Annotated in this window: 19 protein-coding genes; 13 read left to right on the plus strand and 6 right to left on the minus strand. The window is 71.6% G+C overall.

Annotation, left to right across the window (positions count from 1 at the left end; genetic code table 11):
- The first annotated feature begins 37 nt into the window (after positions 1 to 37).
- Positions 38 to 517: an Appr-1-p processing protein gene (locus ACFYX0_RS35940; protein ID WP_388976972.1), complete on the plus strand. Its 480-nt coding sequence runs from the start codon at positions 38 to 40 to the stop codon at positions 515 to 517.
- A gap of 98 nt (positions 518 to 615) precedes the next feature.
- On the opposite strand, the gene ACFYX0_RS35945 is transcribed toward ACFYX0_RS35940, so the two are convergent.
- Positions 616 to 2,109 carry a M1 family metallopeptidase gene (locus ACFYX0_RS35945; RefSeq protein WP_388976975.1) on the minus strand — a complete coding sequence of 498 codons (1,494 nt, stop codon included), beginning with the start codon at positions 2,107 to 2,109 and terminating at the stop codon, positions 616 to 618.
- Between the two features lie 217 nt (positions 2,110 to 2,326).
- Here ACFYX0_RS35945 and ACFYX0_RS35950 point away from each other — a divergent pair, with 217 nt between their 5' ends.
- A complete protein-coding gene (locus ACFYX0_RS35950) occupies positions 2,327 to 4,282 on the plus strand; it encodes a Xaa-Pro dipeptidyl-peptidase (RefSeq protein ID WP_388976978.1) in 1,956 nt (651 codons plus the stop codon).
- 293 nt (positions 4,283 to 4,575) lie between these two features.
- Positions 4,576 to 6,216, plus strand: a complete 1,641-nt coding sequence (locus tag ACFYX0_RS35955) for an ABC-F family ATP-binding cassette domain-containing protein (protein ID WP_388976981.1) — start codon at positions 4,576 to 4,578, stop codon at positions 6,214 to 6,216.
- Positions 6,217 to 6,306: 90 nt separating this feature from the next.
- Here ACFYX0_RS35955 and ACFYX0_RS35960 read toward each other — a convergent pair whose 3' ends face one another.
- Positions 6,307 to 8,697: a Tex family protein gene (locus tag ACFYX0_RS35960; protein ID WP_388976984.1), complete on the minus strand. Its 2,391-nt coding sequence runs from the start codon at positions 8,695 to 8,697 to the stop codon at positions 6,307 to 6,309.
- A gap of 325 nt (positions 8,698 to 9,022) precedes the next feature.
- On the minus strand, positions 9,023 to 9,889 hold the full coding sequence (locus ACFYX0_RS35965) for a hypothetical protein (protein WP_388976987.1): 867 nt from the start codon (positions 9,887 to 9,889) through the stop codon (positions 9,023 to 9,025).
- Positions 9,890 to 10,001: 112 nt separating this feature from the next.
- Here ACFYX0_RS35965 and ACFYX0_RS35970 point away from each other — a divergent pair, with 112 nt between their 5' ends.
- Positions 10,002 to 10,958 (plus strand): GlxA family transcriptional regulator, encoded by a 957-nt coding sequence (locus ACFYX0_RS35970; protein WP_355918791.1) that lies wholly within the window; start codon positions 10,002 to 10,004, stop codon positions 10,956 to 10,958.
- Between the two features lie 17 nt (positions 10,959 to 10,975).
- Positions 10,976 to 11,611 carry a DJ-1/PfpI family protein gene (locus ACFYX0_RS35975; protein ID WP_388976990.1) on the plus strand — a complete coding sequence of 212 codons (636 nt, stop codon included), beginning with the start codon at positions 10,976 to 10,978 and terminating at the stop codon, positions 11,609 to 11,611.
- On the opposite strand, the gene ACFYX0_RS35980 is transcribed toward ACFYX0_RS35975, so the two are convergent.
- A complete protein-coding gene (locus ACFYX0_RS35980) occupies positions 11,598 to 12,347 on the minus strand; it encodes an enoyl-CoA hydratase/isomerase family protein (RefSeq protein ID WP_388976993.1) in 750 nt (249 codons plus the stop codon). The genes ACFYX0_RS35975 and ACFYX0_RS35980 overlap by 14 nt on opposite strands.
- 290 nt (positions 12,348 to 12,637) lie before the next feature.
- Between ACFYX0_RS35980 and ACFYX0_RS35985 the strand changes: the two genes are divergently transcribed.
- The gene (locus ACFYX0_RS35985; protein ID WP_311694235.1) at positions 12,638 to 13,147 is read left to right on the plus strand and encodes an ATP-binding protein; all 510 of its coding nucleotides are present in this window, start codon (positions 12,638 to 12,640) and stop codon (positions 13,145 to 13,147) included.
- A 104-nt stretch (positions 13,148 to 13,251) separates the two neighbouring features.
- Here ACFYX0_RS35985 and idi read toward each other — a convergent pair whose 3' ends face one another.
- Together idi and galE are read right to left on the minus strand one after the other, a co-directional pair.
- The gene (gene idi / locus ACFYX0_RS35990; protein WP_388976996.1) at positions 13,252 to 13,845 is read right to left on the minus strand and encodes an isopentenyl-diphosphate Delta-isomerase; all 594 of its coding nucleotides are present in this window, start codon (positions 13,843 to 13,845) and stop codon (positions 13,252 to 13,254) included.
- A gap of 444 nt (positions 13,846 to 14,289) precedes the next feature.
- Complete coding sequence (gene galE / locus ACFYX0_RS35995) at positions 14,290 to 15,270, minus strand: UDP-glucose 4-epimerase GalE (RefSeq protein WP_388976998.1); 981 nt, start codon at positions 15,268 to 15,270, stop codon at positions 14,290 to 14,292.
- Positions 15,271 to 15,655: 385 nt separating this feature from the next.
- Between galE and ACFYX0_RS36000 the strand changes: the two genes are divergently transcribed.
- The 7 genes from ACFYX0_RS36000 to ACFYX0_RS36030 all read left to right on the plus strand — a co-directional run bounded on the left by ACFYX0_RS36000 (position 15,656) and on the right by ACFYX0_RS36030 (position 22,763).
- On the plus strand, positions 15,656 to 17,518 hold the full coding sequence (locus ACFYX0_RS36000; protein ID WP_388977025.1) for a DUF5941 domain-containing protein: 1,863 nt from the start codon (positions 15,656 to 15,658) through the stop codon (positions 17,516 to 17,518).
- Positions 17,515 to 18,267, plus strand: a complete 753-nt coding sequence (locus tag ACFYX0_RS36005) for a phosphocholine cytidylyltransferase family protein (protein ID WP_355918806.1) — start codon at positions 17,515 to 17,517, stop codon at positions 18,265 to 18,267. The genes ACFYX0_RS36000 and ACFYX0_RS36005 overlap by 4 nt, the downstream gene beginning before the upstream one ends.
- Positions 18,255 to 19,316 carry an iron-containing alcohol dehydrogenase family protein gene (locus tag ACFYX0_RS36010; RefSeq protein ID WP_388977001.1) on the plus strand — a complete coding sequence of 354 codons (1,062 nt, stop codon included), beginning with the start codon at positions 18,255 to 18,257 and terminating at the stop codon, positions 19,314 to 19,316. The genes ACFYX0_RS36005 and ACFYX0_RS36010 overlap by 13 nt, the downstream gene beginning before the upstream one ends.
- Positions 19,294 to 20,073 carry a CDP-alcohol phosphatidyltransferase family protein gene (locus ACFYX0_RS36015; protein ID WP_311694246.1) on the plus strand — a complete coding sequence of 260 codons (780 nt, stop codon included), beginning with the start codon at positions 19,294 to 19,296 and terminating at the stop codon, positions 20,071 to 20,073. The genes ACFYX0_RS36010 and ACFYX0_RS36015 overlap by 23 nt, the downstream gene beginning before the upstream one ends.
- 8 nt (positions 20,074 to 20,081) lie before the next feature.
- Entirely contained in the window at positions 20,082 to 20,954 is an 873-nt protein-coding gene (locus ACFYX0_RS36020) for a glycosyltransferase family 2 protein (RefSeq protein ID WP_388977028.1), read from the plus strand.
- 98 nt (positions 20,955 to 21,052) lie between these two features.
- On the plus strand, positions 21,053 to 21,982 hold the full coding sequence (locus tag ACFYX0_RS36025) for an ABC transporter permease (protein WP_388977004.1): 930 nt from the start codon (positions 21,053 to 21,055) through the stop codon (positions 21,980 to 21,982).
- A complete protein-coding gene (locus tag ACFYX0_RS36030) occupies positions 21,975 to 22,763 on the plus strand; it encodes an ABC transporter ATP-binding protein (protein ID WP_388977007.1) in 789 nt (262 codons plus the stop codon). Before ACFYX0_RS36025 ends, ACFYX0_RS36030 begins: the two co-directional genes overlap by 8 nt.
- The last annotated feature ends 197 nt before the right edge of the window (positions 22,764 to 22,960 follow it).

Here is a 22,960-nt window from a genome sequence, read left to right on the forward strand (position 1 = left end):
CACCCCCACTGTCAGTGGGGGCTCGTACGGTGGCGTCATGTCGGAGATCACGTATGTCCGGGGTGACGCCACCGTGCCGTCGGGCGGGGGCGTCAGACTGATCGCCCACGTCTGCAACGACATCGGGGGCTGGGGGAGGGGCTTCGTCCTCGGCCTGTCGCGCCGCTGGCCCGAACCGGAGGAGGCGTACCGCGCCTGGCACCGGGACCGCGGGACGAACGACTTCGCCCTGGGCGCGGTCCAGCTCGTCCGGGTCGAGCCGGATGTGTGGGTGGCCAACATGATCGGGCAGCGTGGGATACGCAGGGGCGGCCGAGGCATGCCCGTGCGCTACGAAGCGATCGACACGGCGCTCGGAGCGCTGGCCGCCAAGGCGGTGGAACTCGGTGCGTCCGTCCATATGCCGCGCATCGGGTGCGGGCTGGCGGGCGGCACCTGGGCGCAGGTGGAGCCGCTCGTCGGCGGGCGGCTCGTGAAGCGGGGGATACGGGTGACGGTGTACGACCGCGACGCCTGACGGCGCCCCGTGGCCGGCCCGGGTCCGGCTCCGCCGTAGCGGTGCGGAGCCGGAGCGGGTGGTCCGGACCGCCGGTCGTGCGGTCCGGACTCCGGTGATCAGCCCGAGTGGACGAAGTTCGTCGCCTCGATCTGCTTCCACGACCTCGGCCGGCCGGGCGCGGTGGCGGCCCGGGCGACCGCCGCGGTGCGCGCCGCGCTCGCGGCCGGCTTGGACGGCTGGAACAGCCAGGTGTCGAACAGCGCGGCCAGCGGCTTGCCGGACACCTTCTCCGCGTAGGCCTGGAAGTCGGCGACCGACGCGTTGCCGTACGCGTGGTCCCTCGGCCAGCCCTTCAGGATGGCGAAGAACGCGTCGTCCCCGACCGCGTTGCGCAGCGCCTGGACGGCGAGCGCCCCCCGGTCGTAGACCGCCGTGTCGAACTGGTTGTCGGGGCCCGGGTCACCCGGCTTGACCGTCCAGAACGCGTCGTCGGCCGGGTGCGAGGCGTACACGTAGTCCGCCAGCTCCTGTGTCGTGCCCTCGCCCTCGTGCTCGGACCACAGCCACTGGGCGTACCGCGCGAAGCCCTCGTTGATCCAGATGTCCTTCCAGCCCTTCAGCGACACGTCGTCGCCGTACCACTGGTGCGCCAGCTCGTGCACGACGACCGACGTGTTCGAGCCGCTCGCGAACTGCTTGGGGCTGTAGTAGACACGGGTCTGCGTCTCCAGCGCGTACCCCGTGGTGGTGTTCGGCACATACCCGCCGACGGAGTCGAACGGGTACGGCCCGAGGTAGCCGGTCAGCCAGTCGACGATCTCCCCGGTCCGCTCCACGCTCGCCCGGGCCGCCCCGTCGTTGTCGCCGAGGTCCTTGCTGTAGGCGTTGACGACCGGGATGCCGGCTGACGTCGTCCCGGTGGTGATGTCGAACTTCCCGATCGCGAGCGTGGCCAGATAGGTCGCCTGCGGCTTGGCGGAACGCCAGGAGTAGCGGGTCCAGCCGAGCTTCGAACTGGTCGACTGCAGCGTGCCGTTGGAGATCGCCTGCGTGCCGTCCGGCACGGCGACCGACACGTCGTACGTCGCCTTGTCGAGCGGGTGGTCGTTGCTCGGGAACCACCACCACGCCGACTCGGGCTCGTCCGCCGCGACCGCGCCGTCCGGGGTGCGGTGCCAGGTGGTGAAGCCGTACGCGCTCTTCGTGGACGGCACCCCGCTGTAGCGCACCACGACGGTGACGGGTGTGCCCTTCGGCAGCGGGGTGGCCGGGGTGATCACCAGCTCGTGCTGGCCGGAGGTGGTGAACGCCGCTTTCGCGCCGTTCACCCGCACCTCGCTGACGTCGAGCAGGAAGTCCAGGTCGAACCGGGACAGGTCCTGCGTCGTCCGCGCGAGGATCGTCGCCGTGCCCTCCAGTTCGTCCGACTGCGGCTGGTACTTCAGTCGCAGGTCGTAGTGGGAGACGTCGTATCCGCCGTTGCCGTAGTACGGGTAGTAGGGGTCGCCGATCCCCGGAGCGCCGGGCTGGAAGCCGGCCGCCGATGCCGGGATCGCCAGCAACAGGGAGGCCGCCGCGAGTGCGCCCGGTGCGATGAGTCTGCGGTGCACGAGAGCTCCAAGTCGTAGGGGCACGAGATCTGTTCGGAGCCTATTCAGTCCCTGTGCGCCCGAACGTGTCCATGGCACCTCCCGTCACACGATCGCCATCCGGCCGTCATGGGCGACGCCGACCCACCGAGCTTTCCCGGCCAACCCGCCCCGCCCGCCCCTCGCTGTCGTCAGTTGCCCTCTTCTGTACGGGAGTTGACCGCTGTACCGTCCGCGCATGCCGAAACGCACGCGCTTCACGATCTGGAGACCGCTCGCGACAGCGGCCGTCGCCGCCCTGCTGGCCGCCTTCCTCACCCCGGTGGCTGCCCACGGCGCGCCACAGGAGAGCCGACCCGTCTACTCCTACGAGAACGCCATCCGCGAATCCGTCTGGGTGGACACCGGCCTCGACGGCGACGGCGACGGGAAGAACGACCGCGTCGCCGTCGACATAGTGCGCCCGCGCGAACCGGCCGCGCAGGGCCGCCGCATACCCGTGGTCATGGATGCCAGCCCGTACTACTCATGCTGCGGGCGGGGCAACGAGAACCAGCTGAAGACCTACGACGCGAGCGGCCACGTGGTCCAGATGCCGCTCTTCTACGACAACTTCTTCGTTCCCCGCGGCTATGCCTTCGTCGGCGTCGACCTGGCCGGAACCAATCGCTCCGACGGATGTGTGGACGTCGGCGGCCGCTCCGACATCCAGTCGGCCAAGGCCGTCATCGACTGGCTGAACGGCCGGGCCAAGGGCTACACCACCCGCACCGGGGACGTCCGCACCAAGGCCACGTGGACCAACGGGCGCACCGGCATGATCGGCAAGAGCTGGGACGCCACCATCGCCAACGGCGTCGCCGCCACCGGCGTCAAGGGCCTGAAGACCATCGTGCCGATCAGCGGCATCTCCTCCTGGTACGACTACTACTTCGCCAAGGGCGCACCCCTGTACGACTCGGGCCCCGACTGGCTCTCCGACTACGTCGACAGCCCCGACGCCCGCGCCAAGTGCGCCGCCGTGCAGCGCAAGCTCGTCGACGGGGCGCCGCGCACGGGTGACTGGACGCCGCTGTGGACCGAGCGCGACTACGTGAAGGACGCGAGCAAGGTCCGCGCCAGCGTGTTCCTCGTCCACGGCATGCAGGACCTCAACGTCCGCACCAAGCACTTCGGCCAGTGGTGGGACGCCCTCGCGAAGAACGGCGTGCACCGCAAGATCTGGCTGTCGCAGACCGGCCATGTCGACCCCTTCGACTACCGGCGCGCCTCGTGGGTGGACACGCTGCACCGCTGGTTCGACCACGAGCTCCTCGGCTACGACAACGGCATCGACCGCGAGCCCATGGCCGACATCGAGCGCCACCCCGACCAGTGGGTCACCTCCACCCTCTGGCCGCCGCAGGGCACGGCGACGACCACGCTGCGCCCGGCCCGGGGCACCCAGGCGGGCGTCGGCACCCTCGGCCTGCGGGCCGGCACGGGCACCGAGACCTTCACCGACGACCCGCGGCTGAGCGAGACCGACTGGGCCGCGCACCTCGACGAGTCCACCGGGAGCAAGGCCGGATTCATCACCCCGCCCCTGTCACGGGACCTGCGGGTGTCCGGTTCCTCCACGGTCACCGTCACCGTCACCCCGACCACCTCGTCGGCCCACCTCTCCGCCGTCCTGGTCGACCTCGGGCCCGACACCATCCGTGACTACGCCGACGCCGGCGAGGGCGTCACCACCCTCACCGACCGCACCTGCTGGGGCGCGAGCACGGCCGGCGACAGCTCCTGCTTCAAGGTCACCCAGGCCAAGAAGACCGACGTCACCGCCACGGTGTTCAGCCGGGGCTGGGCCGATCTCGGCCACTACGCCTCGGACCGGAAGGGCGTCGCGCTCACCCCGGGCAAGGCGTACCCGATCACGCTCGACCTGGCCGCGACCGACCATGTCGTCCCCAAGGGCCACCGGCTCGCGCTGATCGTCGCCGGGACCGACAAGGACCTCATCGACCCTCCGTCGAGCACGCCCACGCTGACCGTCGACCTCTCCCGCACGGCCGCCCATGTGCCGCTCGTGGGCGGGGCGGCCGCGTTCGCGCGGGCCCTGGCCGGCTCCCGGGCCGCCGCGGCCTCGGCCACCACGGCGCACGGAGTACGCACCCCGCACGCCGTCCGTCGTGTACCGGGGGACGGCCGATGACGACACGGCCCCTGGCGCCGACCGCGCAGACGGCGGCCGTGATGGCGGCAAGGCAGCCGCGATTGCGGTGAAAGGGTCATCATCGCGGTGACCTGATCCTCAATGCGGTAGAAGGGTCCGTCATGCCAACGGGGGCTGAGCATGCGATGCGCAAGCCGTCGATGGGGTCAGTCGGCCGACTCCGCCGGGAGTCGGCCGACCCCGCCCGGCCCGGCCGACAGTCGGTTCACCCAGGCACCCGGGGCCGATCCTGTTGGGCCGGCGGTTGCGCGGTCGTTAGGATCGGCGGTCTGATGACTGCCACTCTCGTCGCCAAGGACCTCGCCGCCGGCCACGGCGACCGCTCGCTCTTCTCCGGGCTCGACCTCGTCGTCTCACCCGGCGATGTGATCGGCCTCGTCGGCGCCAACGGTGCCGGCAAGTCCACCCTGCTGCGGATGCTCGCCGGACTGCTCAGCCCCGAGCGGGGCGAGCTGCGCCTGTCGCCGCCGACCGCGACCGTCGGCCATCTGCCGCAGGAGCCGGAGCGCAGACCGGGGGAGACCGTGCGGGAGTTCCTGGCGCGCCGCACGGGCGTGGCCGAGGCCCAGCGGCGGATGGACGAGGCCACCCAGGGGCTCGTCGACGGCACACCCGGCGCCGACGACGCGTACGCCGTGAGCCTGGAGCGCTGGCTCGACCTCGGCGGCGCGGACCTCGACGAGCGCGCCGAGGAGGTCACCGACTCCCTCGGCCTCGGCGTCGGCCTGGACCAGCCCATGACCTCCCTGTCCGGCGGCCAGGCGGCCCGCGCCGGCCTCGCCTCGCTGCTGCTCTCGCGGTACGACGTGTTCCTGCTCGACGAGCCGACGAACGACCTGGACCTGGACGGCCTGGAGCGCCTGGAGCGCTTCGTCGGCGGGCTGCGGGCCGGCACCGTGGTCGTGAGCCACGACCGCGAGTTCCTCACCCGCACGGTCACCAAGGTCCTCGAACTCGACCTGGCGCAGCAGCAGATCAACCTCTACGGCGGCGGCTACGAGGCCTATCTGGAGGAGCGCGAGCGGGACCGTCGGCACGCCCGCGAGGAGTACGAGGAGTACGCCGACAAGAAGGCGGGTCTGCAGGAGCGGGCTCAGACGCAGCGCTCCTGGATGGACAAGGGCGTGAAGAACGCGCGCCGCAAGGCGGGCAACGACAACGACAAGATCGGCCGCAAGTTCCGCAGCGAGGCCAGTGAGAAGCAGGCCGCGAAGGCCCGGCAGACCCAGCGCATGATCGAGCGCCTGGAGGTCGTCGAGGAGCCCCGCAAGGAGTGGGAACTGCGCATGGAGATCGCGTCGGCCCCGCGTTCGGGCGCGGTCGTCGCGACGCTCCGGGACGCCGAGGTGCGGCGCGGGGACTTCACCTTCGGGCCGGTGTCGCTCCAGATCGACTGGGCGGACCGGGTGGCGGTGACGGGCGCGAACGGCGCGGGCAAGTCGACGCTGCTCGGCGCGCTGCTGGGCCGTACCCCGCTGGACGCGGGCCGGGCGACCCTCGGCTCGGGTGTCCTGGTCGGCGAGGTCGACCAGGCGCGCGCCTTCTTCCACGGTCCGGAGACCCTGCTCGACGCGTTCTGCGCGGCGGTCCCGGACACGGAACCGGGCGAGGTCCGCACCCTGCTGGCCAAGTTCGGGCTGAAGGCGGACCATGTCCTGCGCCCGGCGGTGACCCTCTCCCCGGGTGAGCGCACCCGGGCCGCCCTCGCCCTGCTCCAGGGCCGGGGTGTCAACCTCCTGGTGCTGGACGAGCCCACCAACCATCTCGACCTGCCGGCCATCGAACAGCTGGAAGCGGCCCTGGATTCTTACGAGGGCACGCTGCTCCTGGTCACCCATGACCGCCGGATGCTGGACGCGGTCCGGGTCACCCGCCGACTGGAAGTGGCGGACGGCAAGGTGACGGAGCGTTAGGTCCCTTTCGAACGGACCTCCCGGGCGCCCGACGCCCGGACGAACGGGTCCTGGCCTCCGTGGCATCACGGAGGCCAGGACCCGTTCGGTTCAGCGGCGGCCGTTCTTCGAGTCGAGCAGACCGGCGCGGCGCAGTGCGTCGGCCATCGCGCTGTTGGCCGGCGGGGGCGCCTGACGGGAGCCGCCGCCCTGCCGCGAGCCGCCGCCCTGCCGGCCCTGCTGCTGCCGCTGCTGCGGGGGACGCCCGCCGCGCTGCTGACGGCCGCCACCGCCCTGCTCACCCTGAGGGGCGGCCTCGTCGTCCAGGCGCAGGGTCAGCGAGATCCGCTTGCGCGGGATGTCGACGTCCAGCACCTTCACCTTGACGATGTCGCCCGGCTTCACCACGTCCCGCGGGTCCTTGACGAATGTCTTGGACATCGCGGAGACATGCACCAGCCCGTCCTGGTGGACGCCGACGTCCACGAAGGCACCGAAGGCGGCGACATTCGTGACCACGCCCTCCAGAACCATTCCGGAGGAAAGGTCGGAGATCTTCTCCACGCCGTCCTTGAAGGTGGCCGTCTTGAACGCGGGCCGCGGGTCGCGTCCCGGCTTCTCCAGCTCCTTCAGGATGTCGGTCACGGTCGGCAGACCGAACGTCTCGTCCACGAACTCGGACGCCTTCAGCGAGCGCAGCACCGCCGTGTTGCCGACCAGCGAGGCCACCTCCTGTCCCGAGGTCTTCACCATGCGGCGGACCACCGGGTACGCCTCCGGGTGCACGCTGGAGGCGTCCAGCGGGTCGTCACCGCCCCGGATCCGCAGGAAGCCCGCGCACTGCTCATACGCCTTGGGGCCGAGCCGTGCCACGTTCTTCAGCTGCGCGCGCGAGGTGAACGGGCCGTTGGAGTCCCGGTGGGCCACGATGTTCTCGGCAAGCCCGGAGGAGACGCCGGAGACCCGGGCGAGCAGCGGGGCCGACGCCGTGTTGACGTCCACGCCCACGCCGTTCACACAGTCCTCGACCACCGCGTCCAGCGAGCGCGACAGCTTCACCTCGGACAGGTCGTGCTGGTACTGGCCGACGCCGATGGACTTCGGGTCGATCTTCACCAGCTCGGCGAGCGGGTCCTGCAGCCGGCGGGCGATGGAGACCGCGCCGCGCAGCGACACGTCCATGTCCGGCAGCTCCTGCGAGGCGAACGCCGAGGCGGAGTACACCGAGGCGCCGGCCTCGGAGACCATCACCTTGGTGAGCTTCAGCTCCGGGTGCTTGGTGATCAGCTCACCGGCCAGCTTGTCCGTCTCGCGCGACGCCGTGCCGTTGCCGATCGCCACCAGCTCGACCGCGTGCTCCTTGGCGAGGCGCGCCAGCTTGGCGATCGCCTCGTCCCACTTGTTGGCCGGCACATGCGGGTAGATGACGTCCGTCGCCACGACCTTGCCGGTCGCGTCCACCACGGCCACCTTCACGCCCGTACGGAAACCGGGGTCCAGGCCGAGCGTCGCGCGCGTACCCGCCGGGGCGGCGAGCAGCAGATCGCGCAGGTTCGCCGCGAAGACCGCCACCGCGTCGTCCTCGGCCGCCGTGCGCAGCCGCAGCCGCAGATCGATCCCGAGGTGCACCAGGAGGCGGGTGCGCCAGGCCCAACGGACCGTGTCCACCAGCCACTTGTCGGCCGGGCGGCCCTGGTCGGCGATCCCGAAACGGCTCGCCACCATGCCCTCGTACGACGACGGGCCGTCCCTGGGCTCCTCCGGCTCCAGGACCAGGTCGAGGACCTCCTCCTTCTCGCCGCGCAGCATGGCGAGGACGCGGTGGGAGGGCAGCTCGGTGAAGGGCTCGGCGAAGTCGAAGTAGTCGGCGAACTTGGCACCCGCCTCCTCCTTGCCGTCGCGCACCTTGGCGGCGAGGCGCCCGCGCACCCACATGCGCTCGCGCAGCTCGCCGATCAGGTCCGCGTCCTCCGAGAACCGCTCGGTGAGGATCGCCCGTGCGCCGTCGAGCGCGGCCTGCGGGTCGGCCACTCCCTTGTCGGCGTCGACGAAGGCGGCGGCCGCCGCGAGCGGCTCCACCGACGGGTCGCCGAGCAGGCCCTCGGCCAGCGGCTCCAGACCGGCCTCGCGCGCGATCTGCGCCTTGGTGCGCCGCTTCGGCTTGTACGGCAGATAGATGTCCTCCAGGCGCGCCTTGGTCTCCGCGCCCCGGATCTGGGCCTCCAGCTCGTCGGTGAGCTTGCCCTGCTCGCGCACCGACTCCAGGATCGCGGCGCGCCGCTCCTCCAGCTCCCGCAGATAGCGCAGCCGCTCCTCGATCGTGCGCAGCTGCGCGTCGTCGAGCATCTCGGTCGCTTCCTTGCGGTAGCGGGCGATGAAGGGCACTGTCGAGCCGCCGTCGAGCAGCTCGACCGCGGCCTTCACCTGCCGCTCCCGTACGCCGAGCTCGTCGGCGATCCTGCCTTCGATGGACCCTACTCCGAGGGACCCGGGTGTCGTCACGATCCCGTACCGCCTTCTTGACTGAGGTTGCGCGGCAATTGTGGCAGGTCGCACCGACAACAAGGGGTCAGGGCAGGGATCCGGTGGACCGAGGGCGCTCTCCGGGCCTCGCCGCCCCGCGGGACGGGCCCCTCGGCCCGGGTGTGCGCTCCGCCGTGCCGAGGCCGCCACCCCGCCGAAGGGCCTGGCCAGAGCCCGGAACGGCGTAGCCGACGCCGTGGCGACGGCCCCGCCGCTCCGGCGCGGCACCGCGACACGCGGACGCAACCGGACTGTCTCCTTCGGCGGCCCGTCGGCGTGTCCGCCGGGGCGAGGCCCCGACGGCTCACCCCTTGCCGATCAGGCCCTCTGGGAAGGCGCCGGCGTCGCGGGCCCTGGTGATCAGGGCGCCCGCCAGCTCCGTCAGGCGTGCGACGCCGTCGGCGCCGAGGTGTTCGTAGGGGGCCCGGTCGAGGCGGTCGGTCTCCGCCTCGATGTCCCCGCGCAGCGCGGTGCCCGCCTCGGTCAACTCGCCGTCCGCGTCGAGCAGTCCCCGCTCGCGCAGCCGCCCGCACGCCGCGTCCCAGTCCGCCCGGCTCCAGCCGCGGGTGGCCAGAACCCACTTCGGGGATATGCCCTTGCCCGTCGCGGAGTGCGTCACGAGCGCCTCCATCGGGTCGAGCTCCGCGCGCAGCAGCACCGCGAGATGGCCGTCGCCCCGGTGTTCGCGCAGCAGCGTGGCCGCGTGCCAGAACGCCAGATGCGGTTCCTCCGGCACCGGCAGATCGGCGTGCGCCGCGTACAGGGGGCGCGCGTGCCGCACGCACGCCTCGGTGGCCCGCAGGGCCAGCTCCGCCGCCTCGGCCGTCTCCTTCGAGGCGAGCACCTCCTCGCCGAGCAGCCGCCGCACGGTCGCGTCGACGGCACGCATGCGTGCCGCGAGAACCGCCGCCGGGGACGCCGTCTCCCACACGGCGGGCACGTGCTGTGCCACCAACTCGGGGCTGAAGTTGTAGAACGTCGCCGTCACCGCGCCCGCGCCCACCGCGCCCATCGCGGCGGACCGCACCGCGAAGTAGGCGGCCCGCTGGTGGTCGACGCCCAGGGCGGCCATCTCGCGTTGCAGATCCGGTGAGAAGTAGTGCATCGAGTGAAAGGGATTGATCAGGTTGTGGCAGCGCCGTGCAGCGCGCTCCGCGAGAGGAGTCGTCATGCGCTGTAGGTTACCGACTGGTTGGTAGGTGGGAACCCTGCGCGACACGATGGCAGGAAAGGTGGGTTGTTCGTCATTGCGGTCACCCCGGGGCCCGCCAAGAATCGATGTCATGCGCACCCTCCTGGTCGTTCTCTTCGAGGCGGTGCAGAGCCTCGACGTCACCGGGCCCGTGGAGGTCTTCGCGGGCGCGGAGGCCTGCCGGCCCGGGACCTACCGTGTCGTCACCGCCTCCCTGGACGGCGCCCCCGTGCGGACCTCCAGCGGGCTGACCCTCGTCCCCGACCACGCCCTCGCGGACGCACCCGCTCCGCACACCCTGATCGTCCCGGGCGGCCAGGGGACCCGGAGCCCCGACCCGCGTCTGGTGGACTGGCTGCGGCGGCACGGCCCCCGCGCCGACCGTCTGGTCTCCATATGCACCGGCGCGATCCTGCTCGCCCGCGCGGGCCTGCTGGACGGCCGCCGGGTGACCACCCACTGGGCGTACTGCGACACCCTGGCCCGCGACCACCCCGAGATCGCGGTCGACCCCGACCCCATCTATGTGCGCGACGGCCGGGTCGCCACCTCGGCCGGCGTCACCGCCGGGATCGACCTCGCCCTGGCCCTGATCGAGGAGGACCTGGGCCGCGACACCGCCCTGACCGTCGCCCGTCATCTGGTCGTCTTTCTGCGCCGTCCGGGCAACCAGGCGCAGTTCAGCGCCCAGCTCGCCGCCCAGACGGCACAGCGCGCGCCCCTGCGCGAGGTCCAGCAGTGGATCACCGAGCACCCGGCGGACGACCTCTCCGTGGAGTCGCTCGCCACCCGCTGCCGGCTGTCGCCCCGTCACTTCGCCCGGGCCTTCCGGGCCGAGACGGGACTGTCCCCGGGCCGCTATGTCGACCGTGTCCGCCTGGAGCACGCCCGCCGCCTCCTGGAGGACACCGGCGACGGTGTCCAGGAGATCTCCCGCGCCAGCGGCTACGGCACCCCCGAGGCGATGCGCCGTGCCTTTCTGAAGGCACTCGGCGCGGCCCCGGCCGAGTACCGCCGCCGCTTCCGCCCCGCCCTCACCACCGACTGACCACCGAAGGGAAACCCATGCAGATCGCGATCGTCCTCTACGAGCGTTTCACCGCCCTCGACGCCGTGGGCCCCTACGAGACCCTCGGACGGCTCCCCGGCGCGGAGACCGTGTTCGTCGCCGAGCGGACCGGACCCGTGCGCAGCGACACCGGAGCCCTCGGGCTCCTGGCCGACCGGACCCTGGCCGAGGTGCCGGCGCCCGACATCGTGGTCGTTCCCGGCGGCCCCGGCCAGACCCCGCAGATGGACAACGAGGTGCTCCTCGACTGGCTGCGCACCGCCGACGCCACCAGCACCTGGACGACCTCCGTGTGCACCGGCTCCCTGCTGCTGGGCGCAGCCGGGCTGCTCACCGGGCGCCGGGCCACCTCGCACTGGCTGGCCCTGGACTTCCTGGCGCGGTTCGGCGCCGAGGCCACGGGCGAACGCGTCGTGTTCGACGGCAAGTACGTCACCGCCGCCGGTGTCTCCTCCGGCATCGACATGGGACTCGCCCTGCTCGGCCGGATCGCGGGCGACGAGCACGCCCAGGCCGTACAGCTGCTGACCGAGTACGACCCGCAGCCGCCCTACGACGCCGGGTCCCCGCAGAAGGCGCCCGCGCACCTCGTCGAGGACTTCCGTACCAAGAGCCGTTTCATCCTGACGTAGTCCAGGTGAACCGGGGCGGTCTGCGCTCCAGGAAGGCGGCGACGCCCTCCGCGGTGTCGCCGCCGGTGCGCGCCTGCTCCGCCCAGTAGGCCTCCCGGTCCGTGCGCCCGTTCGCGAACTCCTTGGCCGCGGCCTGTGTCAGCTGGGAGCGCGAGACCAGGACGCGGGTGAACTCCGCCACCCGCTTGTCGAGTTCGCCCCCGGGCAGCACCTCGTCGACCATCCCGGTGCGCAGCGCCCGCTCCGCGTCGATCAACTCACCCGAGAACAGGAGGTACTTGGCGGCGCCCGGACCCACCAGTGCGACCAGCCGGCGGGTGGCGGAGGCCGGATAGACGACCCCGAGCCTGGCCGGTGTCACCCCGAAGAGCGCGCCCTCCTCCGCGAACCGCAGATCGCAGGCCGCCGCGAGCTGTGACCCGCCGCCCACGCAGTGGCCGCGGATCGCCGCCAGTGTCGGCTTCGGGAAGGCGGCCAGCGCCTCCTCGGCCAGCACGGCCAGGCTCTGCGCCGGCTCCGACGACTCCCGCAGCGTCGAGATGTCGGCCCCGGCGCAGAAGGTCTCGCCCTCGCCGGTGAGCACCAGCGCCTGTACGGCCGGGTCGGCCGCGAGCCCGTCGAGAAGCGGTGGCAGCGCCTCCCACATCCCGGCCGTCATCGCGTTCCGTTTGGCCGGGTGGTGGATGACGACGGTCGCGACTCCGTCGGTGACGCGGTGCAGCAACTGCGGCTCCATGGGCCGGATGCTATCCGCACCTCACCGAGGCCCGGTCACGAAGGGTGCCCGGCCGACCGGCACCGCCGCCCGGGCCGGCCGCGGTCTCGCCCCCGAACCCGTACAACCCGAAGAGTTCCGAAGGCGGTGCGGGGAAGGACAGGAGCGGTCACGCAGACGACGGTGTCATGCACCAACGGTCAAAATGTCGTCGATACCCGCCGACTTGTGTTCAGTCATTCGGGACGGACCAGTGCATTCCCAACACTCGACGCGTGGTGACAATCGAGCGCGAGGGTGGAGACCGGGCTATGGAGAACAGAGGGCGGGGGGCCGACCCGCGCCCTGACCGCGGCGGGAACGAGCCGGACGGTCCACGGCCGCCGGCGCCGCTGCCGTATGAGGGGGTCTGGCGGTTCACGGCCGCCGCCGTGGAGGCCTCGGTGCCGCAGGCCAGGCACGCCGTCCGGGATCTGCTCGCCCGCCAAGGCGTGCCCGTCTCGGACGACACCGTGCACGCCCTGCTGCTGATCGTCTCGGAACTCGTCACCAACGCGGTGCGGCACGCGGCGCTGCTGTCGCCGATGCTCGCTGTCGAGGTCGCCGTGGGCCCGGAGTGGGTGCGGGTCTCGGTGGAGGACGAGCACCCCTACCGCCCGAGCGCGCTGGAGGCCGACCACGGACAGACCGGCGGCCGGGGGCTGCTGCTGGTTCGCGAGGTCACCAGGGAGGCCGGCGGGGTGTGCGACGTCGAGCACACGGCGAGCGGCGGCAAGGTGATCTGGGCCGCGCTCCCGCTCAAACCCGTACGGTTCCTGTGACCCGGACCCGCACGACGGCGGTGAGCCGACACCTCGCCGCCACGGCGCCGCTTTCCCGGCGTCTTCGGGCGCCCGTCCGGACGTGCGGGCCGGACGGCCCCGGGTCACCAGCCCGCGGACGGTCCCGTCAGCTCTCTGATCGCCGGCCGCGCCGCGTCCAGGACCGTCATGAACCACGACGAGAACGGGTCCTTCGCGTGCCGCTCGGCAAGCTCTCCGGGGGTCACGAAGGCCGTCGCCCCGATCTCCTCAGGATCCGGACGCACCGGAGACTGCACGAGCCCGACGAAGAGGTGGTTGTACTCCTGCTCCACCAGGCCGGACTCCGGGTCCGGGTGGTTGTAGCGCACCGTGCCCGCCTCGGCCAGCAGCGACGGGGAGACCCCCAGCTCCTCGTACGTGCGCCGGGCCGCCGCCGCGAACGGGGCCTCGCCCGGGTAGGGGTGGCCGCAGCAGGTGTTGGACCAGACACCGGGGGAGTGGTACTTGCCGAGCGCCCGCTGCTGGAGCAGCAGCCGGCCCTGCTCGTCGAAGAGGAACACCGAGAACGCGCGGTGCAGCTGCCCGGGCGGCTGATGGGCGGCGAGCTTCTCCGCCGTACCGATCGTGGTGCCGTTCTCGTCGACCAGCTCCAGCAGGATCGCGTCATCGGTGCCGTTCGACGAACGGTGCGCCGCGGTGGCAGGTGTGATCGGCATACCCATCCTTAGCATCGGTTGTCCAGTCCCCAGTCTGCCGTACGAATCCGGCACTCCCGGCACTTCCTGACTCCCCGCATGTCCCCACCGGGCGGTTCGGACGGGCCCTGCGGTCCACTGGGAACAGACGCCGGACGTGGCCGGATACCTGATCGTGATCGTGCCCGGTGCCACCGGGCGGGAACCGCCCTCACCGTGCGCTCCGGGTGGTCGGCGCCCGGGCGCGCGCCCTCCATCCGGCGCGCGCCCGCCCGTCGCGCCGGTGGCTCGCCTCATGGCGTGCGGCCGCGTACGGGTGTCTGGTTTGCCTCATGGCCGCTCGCGCGCGTGGCTCGCCTCACGGCCGCTCACGCGCGCGTGGCTCGCCTCACGGCCGCTCACGCGCGCGTGGCTCGCCTCACGGCCGCTCACGCGCGCGTGGCCGACTCGCCGGCGTACCGCCGCTCAGCCGCGGTTCGCCTCCGGGTGGTGCAGCAGCCAGCCGCGCCACGCCGACTCCACCATCTCCCGCACCCCGCGCCGGGCGCTCCAGTCCAGCTCCCGCTCGGCCAGCGCGGCCGACGCGACCGCACGGGGCGCGTCCCCGGGGCGGCGCGGCTCGACGAGCGGCGCCGTGGTGTCGCCGGTCACCTCACCGATGAGCGTGACCAGCTCGCGCACCGACACGCCCTCGCCACGGCCGACGTTCACGGTCAGGTCGCCCGCCGCGCCCCCGGCCAGCCGCCGGGCCGCCGCGAGGTGGGCGTCGGCGAGGTCGGCGACATGGATGTAGTCGCGTACGCAGGTGCCGTCCGGGGTCGGATAGTCGTCACCGAAGATCCGCGGCGCCTCGCCGCGGGTCAGCCGGTCGAAGACCATGGGCACGATGTTGAACACGCCCGTGTCGGCCAGCTCCGGCTCGGCCGCCCCGGCCACGTTGAAGTAGCGCAGACACACGGTCGCGATGCCGTGCGCCCGGCCCGCCGCCCGCACCAGCCACTCACCCGCGAGCTTCGTCTCGCCGTACGGGCTCATCGGGGCGCAGGGCGTGTCCTCCGTGATGAGGCCCACATCGGGGTTGCCGTAGACGGCGGCCGACGAGGAGAACAGGAACCGCTCGATCCCCGCCTCGGCTACCGCCTCCAGCAGCGTCGCGAGACCGCCCACGTTCTCCTGGTAGTAGCGCGTCGGGTGGGCCACGGACTCGGCGACCTGCTTGCGCGCGGCCAGATGCACCACACCGGTGACCGAGTGCTCGGCCAGGACCCGCTTCAGCAGCCGCCCGTCCAGCGAGGAGCCGTGCACCAGTGGAATGCGCTCCGGGAGCCGCGTCGGCACGCCGCTGGAGAGATCGTCCAGCACGAGCACGCTCTCACCTTCCGCGGCCATCGCCCGCGCCACGTGCGCCCCGATGTAACCAGCCCCGCCGGTGATCAGCCATGTCATGGGCCCTCACCCTATGCCTGCCGGATGCACCCGCCGGCTGCCCCGGTCGCCGTGGGCCCCGGTGACAAGGTGCGGCCGCTTGTCCGGCGGCCGTGCGTCCGGGTAAAGGTGTCTTGCCGGGTGTGTCCGATCGTGGTGCGGGGCGCGATGCCGGGAATGGGCAGGTCTGGGGCCGCGGTTTGTTGCGCGCCGCACCGATCGTCGATGATGATCGCTGCGGCGGACATACAGACCGGGTTGATCAGTCCATGAACGGCCGGTGAACACCGGCTTCCCGGTATCCGATAGCCTCTGCCGACATGCCGCCCGGCCCCGCCCTGGGTGCGCCCCACACCACACACACGACCGGCGCCCGTACGCGCCGGGCCTCAGGGAGTGAGTTCGTCTGTCGACCGCCATCCTCACCGGACAGCCGGTTCCCGGATCGCCGCTCGAGGGCGATCTGCGGTCCCTCGGCTTCGACGTGCGGGTCGCCACCGACGCCGGTGACGCCGAGACGCTCCTCGCCGCCGTGCCGCCGGACCAGCGGGTCGCGATCGTCGACAGCCGCTTCGTGGGACATCAGCACGCGCTGCGGCTCGGTCTGACCGACCCCCGCTTCCCCGCCGCCGCCGTCCCCGGTGCCGTCACGGCGCAGCCCGCCGCCCGGCAGGCGCTGACCCGCGCCCTGGCCCGCGAGACATCCGCCGCGGCCGGCGGCGCACACACCGCGCTCCCGGCGTCGCCCGAGCACGACGACCTGCCCGAGCGGACGGACGCCGTCACCGTCGCCGACAACCTGGCCGAGCGCCTCACCGAGGCCCTCGACGCCGACGGCGTCCCGGTCCACCGTCCCGAGCTGGGCACGCTGGTCGCGGCAGTCCCGACCGACCCGCAGACCCGCAACGAGGCACGGCAGGCCGTCGCCTCCGTCGACGACGAGGCCGTACGTCTGCGCAGCGCCGTGAAGGCCCGCGACGGCTTCTTCACCACGCACTTCATCAGCCCCTACTCGCGCTACCTCGCCCGCTGGTGCGCCCGTCGGGGCCTGACCCCCAACCAGGTCACCACCGCCTCGCTGCTCACCGCGCTGATCGCGGCGGGCTGCGCGGCCACCGGCAGCCGCGGCGGCTTCATCGCCGCGGGCGTCCTGCTGATCCTGTCCTTCGTCCTCGACTGCACCGACGGCCAGCTCGCCCGCTACTCGCTGCAGTACTCCACGCTCGGCGCCTGGCTCGACGCCACCTTCGACCGCGCCAAGGAGTACGCCTACTACGCGGGCCTCGCCCTCGGCGCCGCCCGCGGCGGTGACGACGTATGGGCGCTGGCCCTCGGCGCGATGGTGCTGCAGACCTGCCGGCACGTGGTGGACTTCGCCTTCAACGAGGCGAACCACGACGCGACAGCCAACACCAGCCCCACCGCCGCCCTCTCGGACCGGCTCGACAGCGTCGGCTGGACGGTGTGGGTGCGCCGGATGATTGTTCTGCCGATCGGTGAGCGCTGGGCGCTGATCGCCGTCCTGACGGCGGCCACCACCCCCCGTATCACCTTCACCGTGCTGCTCATCGGCTGCGCCTTCGCCGCGACCTACACCACGGCGGGCCGCGTGCTGCGCTCGCTCACGCGGAAGGCGACGCGGACCGACCGGGCCGCGCGGGCGCTCGCCGACCTCACCGACAGCGGCCCCCTCGTCGAACTGCTGCTGCGCTCCGCCCGCGGCACCACCCGCCGTGCGGCGCCGTACCTCGCCCTCGCCGGCGGGGTCCTGGTCGTGTGCTCGGCCCTGTTGTGGGGCGCCGGCTGGCAGAGCGTCCTGTGCGCCGTCGGCTATGTGGTGATGTCCGCCCTCGCCGTGCTGCGGCCCCTCAAGGGCCCCCTCGACTGGCTGGTCCCGCCCCTCTTCCGGGCCGCGGAATACGGCACGGTCCTGGTGCTCGCGGCCAAATCCGGGGTGAACGGAGCACTACCCGCGGCTTTCGGGCTGGTGGCGGCTGTCGCCTACCATCACTACGACACGGTGTACCGCATCCGCGGTGACGCCGGCGCGCCGCCGCGGACGCTGGTCCGCGCGGTCGGGGGGCACGAAGGCCGGACCCTGCTGGTCACGGTCCTGGCTGCGCTGCTCACCGCTGAGCAGTTCAAGGTCGCGCTCACGGTCCTCGCCGTCTACGTGGCCTTGGTGGTGCTCGTGGAGAGCATCCGCTTCTGGGTGGCCGCCCACAAGGGTGGCGCACCCGCCGTACACGACGAAGGAGAACCCGCATGATCGGCCTCGTGCTGGCGGCCGGCGCCGGACGGCGTCTGCGCCCCTACACGGACACCCTGCCCAAGGCTCTGGTGCCGGTGGGGCCCGCGGGTACAGAGGACAGCCTCACCGTCCTCGACCTCACCCTCGGCAACTTCGCCGAGGTCGGACTGACCGAGGTCGCGATCATCGTCGGCTACCGCAAGGAGGCCGTCTACGAGCGCCGGGAGGCCCTGGAGCGCAAGTACGGCCTGAAGCTCACCCTCATCGACAACGACAAGGCCGAGGAGTGGAACAACGCATACTCCCTGTGGTGCGGCCGTGACGCCCTCAGCGACGGCGTGATCCTCGCCAACGGCGACACCGTGCACCCGGTCTCCGTCGAGAAGACCCTGCTCGCGGCCCGTGGCGACGGCAAGCGGATCATCCTCGCCCTCGACACGGTGAAGCAGCTCGCGGACGAGGAGATGAAGGTCGTCGTGGACCCCGACAAGGGCGTCCGCAAGATCACCAAGCTGATGGAGCCGTCCGAGGCGACCGGCGAGTACATCGGCGTCACCCTCATCGAGGGCGAGGCGGCCGGGGAACTGGCCGACGCGCTGAAGACCGTGTGGGAGACCGACCCGCAGCAGTTCTACGAGCACGGCTACCAGGAACTGGTCAACCGTGGCTTCAAGATCGACGTCGCTCCGATCGGCGATGTGCCGTGGGTCGAGATCGACAACCACGACGACCTGGCTCGGGGGCGGGAGATCGCGTGCCGGTACTGACGAGGCTCATCCCCTCGCCGGTCGTCGTCGACATCCGCCCGGGTGCCCTCGACGACCTGGCGAGCGTGCTCGCGGACGAGCGGATCTCGCACTCGGGCAAGCTGGCCGTCGCCGTCAGTGACGGCTCCGGCGCCCGGCTGCGTGAGCGGCTCGCCCCCAGCCTGCCCGGCGCCACCTGGTACGAGGTCGGCGGCGGCACCCTCGACGACGCCGTCCGGCTGGCTGGCGACATGAAGGCGGGCCACTACGACGCGCTCGTGGGCCTGGGCGGCGGCAAGATCATCGACTGCGCCAAGTTCGCCGCGGCGCGCGTCGGCCTGCCGCTGGTCGCCGTCCCCACCAACCTCGCTCACGACGGACTGTGCTCGCCCGTAGCGACCCTCGACAACGACGCGGGCCGCGGCTCCTACGGTGTGCCGAACCCGATCGCGGTCGTCATCGACCTCGATGTCATCCGTGAGGCCCCGGTGCGTTTCGTGCGCGCGGGCATCGGCGACGCCGTGTCCAACGTCTCCGCGATCGCGGACTGGGAGCTGGCCAACCGCGTCACGGGCGAGAAGATCGACGGTCTCGCCGCGGCGATGGCCCGGCAGGCCGGCGAGGCGGTGCTGCGCCATCCCGGCGGCATCGGCGAGAACGACTTCCTCCAGGTGCTGGCCGAGTCGCTGGTCCTCAGCGGTATCGCCATGTCGGTGTCGGGGGACTCCCGCCCGTCCTCCGGCGCGTGCCACGAGATCAACCACGCCTTCGACCTGCTGTTCCCCCAGCGCGCGGCCGCCCACGGCGAGCAGTGCGGCCTGGGCGCGGCCTTCGCGATGTATCTGCGGGGGGCGCACGAGGAGTCGGCCTACATGGCCCAGGTGCTGCGCCGGCACGGGCTCCCCGTACTGCCGGAGGAGATCGGCTTCACGGTGGACGAGTTCGTCCGGGCCGTGGAGTTCGCCCCGCAGACCCGGCCCGGCCGCTACACGATCCTCGAACACCTCGACCTGAAGACCGACCAGATCAAGGACACCTACGTCGACTATGTCAAGGCCATCGGTAGCTGAACTCCGCCCCGTCGTCCACCCCGCCGGGGTGAAGGACCGGCGCAGCGGTGAGCACTGGGCGGGACGCCTCTACATGCGTGAGGTGTCGCTGCGCATCGACCGCTACCTGGTCAACACCAGGGTCACGCCCAACCAGCTGACCTACCTGATGACGGTCTTCGGCGTGCTCGCCGCTCCGGCCCTGCTGGTGCCGGGCATCGTGGGCGCCGTGCTCGGCGTGGTGATGGTCCAGCTCTACCTGCTCCTCGACTGTGTCGACGGCGAGATAGCACGCTGGAAGAAGCAGTTCTCGCTCGGCGGTGTGTACCTCGACCGGGTCGGCGCGTATCTGTGCGACGCGGCGGTGCTGGTCGGCTTCGGTCTGCGCGCCGCGGACCTGTGGGGCACCGGGCGGATCGACTGGCTGTGGGCCTTCCTCGGCACCCTCGCCGCCCTCGGCGCCGTCCTGATCAAGGCCGAGACCGACCTCGTCGGTGTGGCCCGGCACCAGGGCGGACTGCCGCCGGTCAAGGAGGCGGCGGCCGAGCCGCGGTCGTCCGGCATCGCGCTGGCCCGCAGGGCGGCCTCGGCGCTGAAGTTCCACCGCCTGGTCCTCGGGATCGAGGCGTCCCTGCTGATCCTCGTCCTGGCGATCGTGGACTCGGTCAGGGGAGACCTGTTCTTCTCCCGGCTCGGTGTCGCCGTGCTGGCGGGCATCGCGCTTCTGCAGACCCTGCTGCACCTCGTGTCCATCCTCGCCTCCAGCAGGCTGAAATGAGCGGCGGCATAAAGGTCGGGGCGGTCGTCATCACGATGGGCAACCGCCCCGCCGAGCTGCGCGCCCTCCTCGACTCGGTCGCCAAACAGGACGGCGACACCGTGGAGGTCGTCGTGGTCGGCAACGGCTCGCCCGTCCCGGACGTCCCCGACTGCGTCCGCACCGTAGAGCTGCCCGAGAACCTCGGCATCCCCGGCGGCCGCAACGTCGGCATCGAGGCGTTCGGGCCCGGCGGCACCCAGGTGGACGTCCTGCTCTTCCTGGACGACGACGGCCTGCTCGCCCGCAACGACACCGCCGAGCTGTGCCGCCAGGCCTTCGCCGCGGACCCCGACCTCGGCATCATCAGCTTCCGTATCGCCGACCCCGACACCGGGGAGACCCAGCGCCGCCATGTGCCGCGGCTGCGCGCCTCGGACCCGATGCGCTCCTCCCGGGTCACCACCTTCCTGGGCGGCGCCAACGCGGTGCGTACGAAGGTCTTCGCCCAGGTCGGCGGGCTGCCGGACGAGTTCTTCTACGCCCATGAGGAGACCGACCTGGCATGGCGGGCCCTGGACGCGGGCTGGACGATCGACTACCGGTCGGACATGGTCCTGTACCACCCCACGACCGCGCCCTCCCGGCACGCGGTCTACCACCGGATGGTCGCCCGCAACCGGGTCTGGCTGGCCCGCCGTAACCTCCCCGCCGTCCTCGCCCCGGTCTACCTGGGGGTCTGGATGCTGCTGACGCTGCTGCGCCGGCCATCGCGGGCCGCCCTGAAGGCGTGGTTCGGCGGCTTCAAGGAGGGCTGGACGACGCCGTGCGGCCCTCGGCGCCCCATGCGGTGGCGTACGGTGTGGCGGCTGACCCGACTGGGCCGGCCTCCGGTCATCTGACAAGCTCGATAGTCGGAAACAGCGGGTGGGACCCATGTCCCGGCTCCCACCCGTGCGCGGGCAGGCCGCGCATCCCGAAACGGAGAGTTTGCCAATCTGTGAGTGAGACAACGCACGACGGCGGTGTGGCGTTGAGCGACCGACCGTCGCCCGATGACGGGCTGACCGCGGCCGAGCTGGCCGCCAAGTACGGGCTCTCGGTGAGCGGCGCCCGGCCCGGACTCGTCAGTTACGTCCGCCAGCTGTGGGGGCGGCGCCACTTCATCATCGCCTTCTCCCAGGCGAAGCTCACCGCCCAGTACAGCCAGGCCAAGCTCGGTCAGCTGTGGCAGGTCGCCACCCCGCTGCTGAACGCGTTCGTGTACTTCCTGATCTTCGGGCTGATCCTGAAGGCCAGCCGGGGCATGTCGCACGACACGTACATCCCCTTCCTGGTGACGGGTGTCTTCGTCTTCACCTTCACCCAGAGCTCGATCATGGCCGGTGTCCGGGCGATCTCCGGCAACCTGGGCCTGGTGCGCGCCCTGCACTTCCCGCGCGCCTCGCTGCCCGTCTCGTTCGCGCTGCAGCAGCTCCAGCAGCTGCTGTTCTCGATGATCGTGCTGTTCGCCGTGGCCATCGGATTCGGCAGCTACCCGCGCCTGTCCTGGTTGCTGATCGTCCCGGTCCTGGCGCTTCAGTTCCTCTTCAACACGGGCCTCGCCCTGATCGTGGCGCGGCTGGGTGCCCAGACCCCGGACCTCGCGCAGCTGATGCCGTTCATCCTGCGCACCTGGATGTACATGTCGGGCGTCATGTTCTCCATCCACAACATGCTCGTCGGCCGCCCCGAATGGGTGGTCCGCGCGTTGCAGGTGAACCCGGCCGCCGTCTTCATGGACCTCATGCGCTTCGCGCTCATCAAGAAGTACGGTGCCGCGAACCTCCCGCCGCACGTCTGGGTCATCGCGCTGTTCTGGGCGGTGGTCGTCTTCGTCGGCGGGTTCGTGTACTTCTGGAAGGCGGAGGAGCGGTACGGCCGTGGCTGAGCAGAACACCGGGGCCAGGATCCCCACCGTCATCGCGGACGAGCTGCACATCGTCTACCGCGTCAACGGCGCCAAGACCGGCAAGGGCAGCGCGACCGCCGCGCTCAGCCGCATCCTCAAGCGGGGCTCCGACGACGCGGCGCGCGGGGTGCGCAAGGTGCACGCGGTCCGGGGCGTGTCGTTCATCGCCTACCGCGGCGAGGCCATCGGGCTGATCGGGTCGAACGGCTCCGGCAAGTCCACCCTGCTGCGCGCCATCGCCGGTCTGCTGCCCGCCGAGCGGGGCAAGGTCTACACCGACGGCCAGCCCTCCTTGCTGGGTGTGAACGCGGCCCTGATGAACGACCTGACGGGTGAGCGCAACGTCATCCTGGGCGGTCTCGCCATGGGCATGACGCGCGAGCAGATCAAGGAGCGCTACCAGGAGATCGTCGACTTCTCCGGCATCAACGAGAAGGGCGACTTCATCACCCTGCCGATGCGCACCTACTCCTCCGGCATGGCCGCCCGGCTGCGCTTCTCCATCGCCGCCGCCAAGGACCACGACGTCCTCATGATCGACGAGGCCTTGGCGACCGGTGACCGCAAGTTCCAGAAGCGCTCCGAGGACCGCATCCGGGAGCTGCGCAAGGAGGCGGGCACGGTGTTTCTGGTCAGTCACAACAACAAGTCGATCCGTGACACCTGCGACCGCGTCCTGTGGCTGGAGCGCGGTGAGCTGCGGATGGACGGCCCGACCGAAGAGGTCCTCAAGGAGTACGAGAAGTTCACGGGCAAGTAAGAGCCGCCATGATCGAGGGCCCGGCCGGAGGGTTTCGGCCGGGCCCCACGACTGCAAAGGAAAGGCCAACTCTGTTTGGCCTTAGGAATCTTGACGCCAATCGGTGTGTTGTTGTGATCTGCAGGACACCCCGCCGGAGCTCCGTTAGTTGTACAACGTAAGCTGTACCGGTGCTGATTCGCGGCAACTGGGGCGAT

The sequence above is a fragment of the Streptomyces sp. NPDC002573 genome, from assembly GCF_042889625.1.
Lineage (GTDB): Bacteria > Actinomycetota > Actinomycetes > Streptomycetales > Streptomycetaceae > Streptomyces > Streptomyces gibsoniae.

Bases quoted from the DNA above. Each gene is read 5' to 3' on its own strand.
- ACFYX0_RS35955 (WP_388976981.1), top strand. From the start codon at position 4,576: ATGACTGCCACTCTCGTCGCCAAGGACCTCGCCGCCGGCCACGGCGAC.
- ACFYX0_RS35985 (WP_311694235.1), top strand. From the start codon at position 12,638: ATGGAGAACAGAGGGCGGGGGGCCGACCCGCGCCCTGACCGCGGCGGG.
- ACFYX0_RS35965 (WP_388976987.1), bottom strand. From the start codon at position 9,889: ATGACGACTCCTCTCGCGGAGCGCGCTGCACGGCGCTGCCACAACCTG.
- galE (WP_388976998.1), bottom strand. From the start codon at position 15,270: ATGACATGGCTGATCACCGGCGGGGCTGGTTACATCGGGGCGCACGTG.
- idi (WP_388976996.1), bottom strand. From the start codon at position 13,845: ATGCCGATCACACCTGCCACCGCGGCGCACCGTTCGTCGAACGGCACC.
- ACFYX0_RS35975 (WP_388976990.1), top strand. From the start codon at position 10,976: ATGCAGATCGCGATCGTCCTCTACGAGCGTTTCACCGCCCTCGACGCC.
- ACFYX0_RS35940 (WP_388976972.1), top strand. From the start codon at position 38: ATGTCGGAGATCACGTATGTCCGGGGTGACGCCACCGTGCCGTCGGGC.
- ACFYX0_RS35980 (WP_388976993.1), bottom strand. From the start codon at position 12,347: ATGGAGCCGCAGTTGCTGCACCGCGTCACCGACGGAGTCGCGACCGTC.
- ACFYX0_RS35970 (WP_355918791.1), top strand. From the start codon at position 10,002: ATGCGCACCCTCCTGGTCGTTCTCTTCGAGGCGGTGCAGAGCCTCGAC.
- ACFYX0_RS35950 (WP_388976978.1), top strand. From the start codon at position 2,327: ATGCCGAAACGCACGCGCTTCACGATCTGGAGACCGCTCGCGACAGCG.
- ACFYX0_RS36015 (WP_311694246.1), top strand. From the start codon at position 19,294: ATGTCAAGGCCATCGGTAGCTGAACTCCGCCCCGTCGTCCACCCCGCC.
- ACFYX0_RS36005 (WP_355918806.1), top strand. From the start codon at position 17,515: ATGATCGGCCTCGTGCTGGCGGCCGGCGCCGGACGGCGTCTGCGCCCC.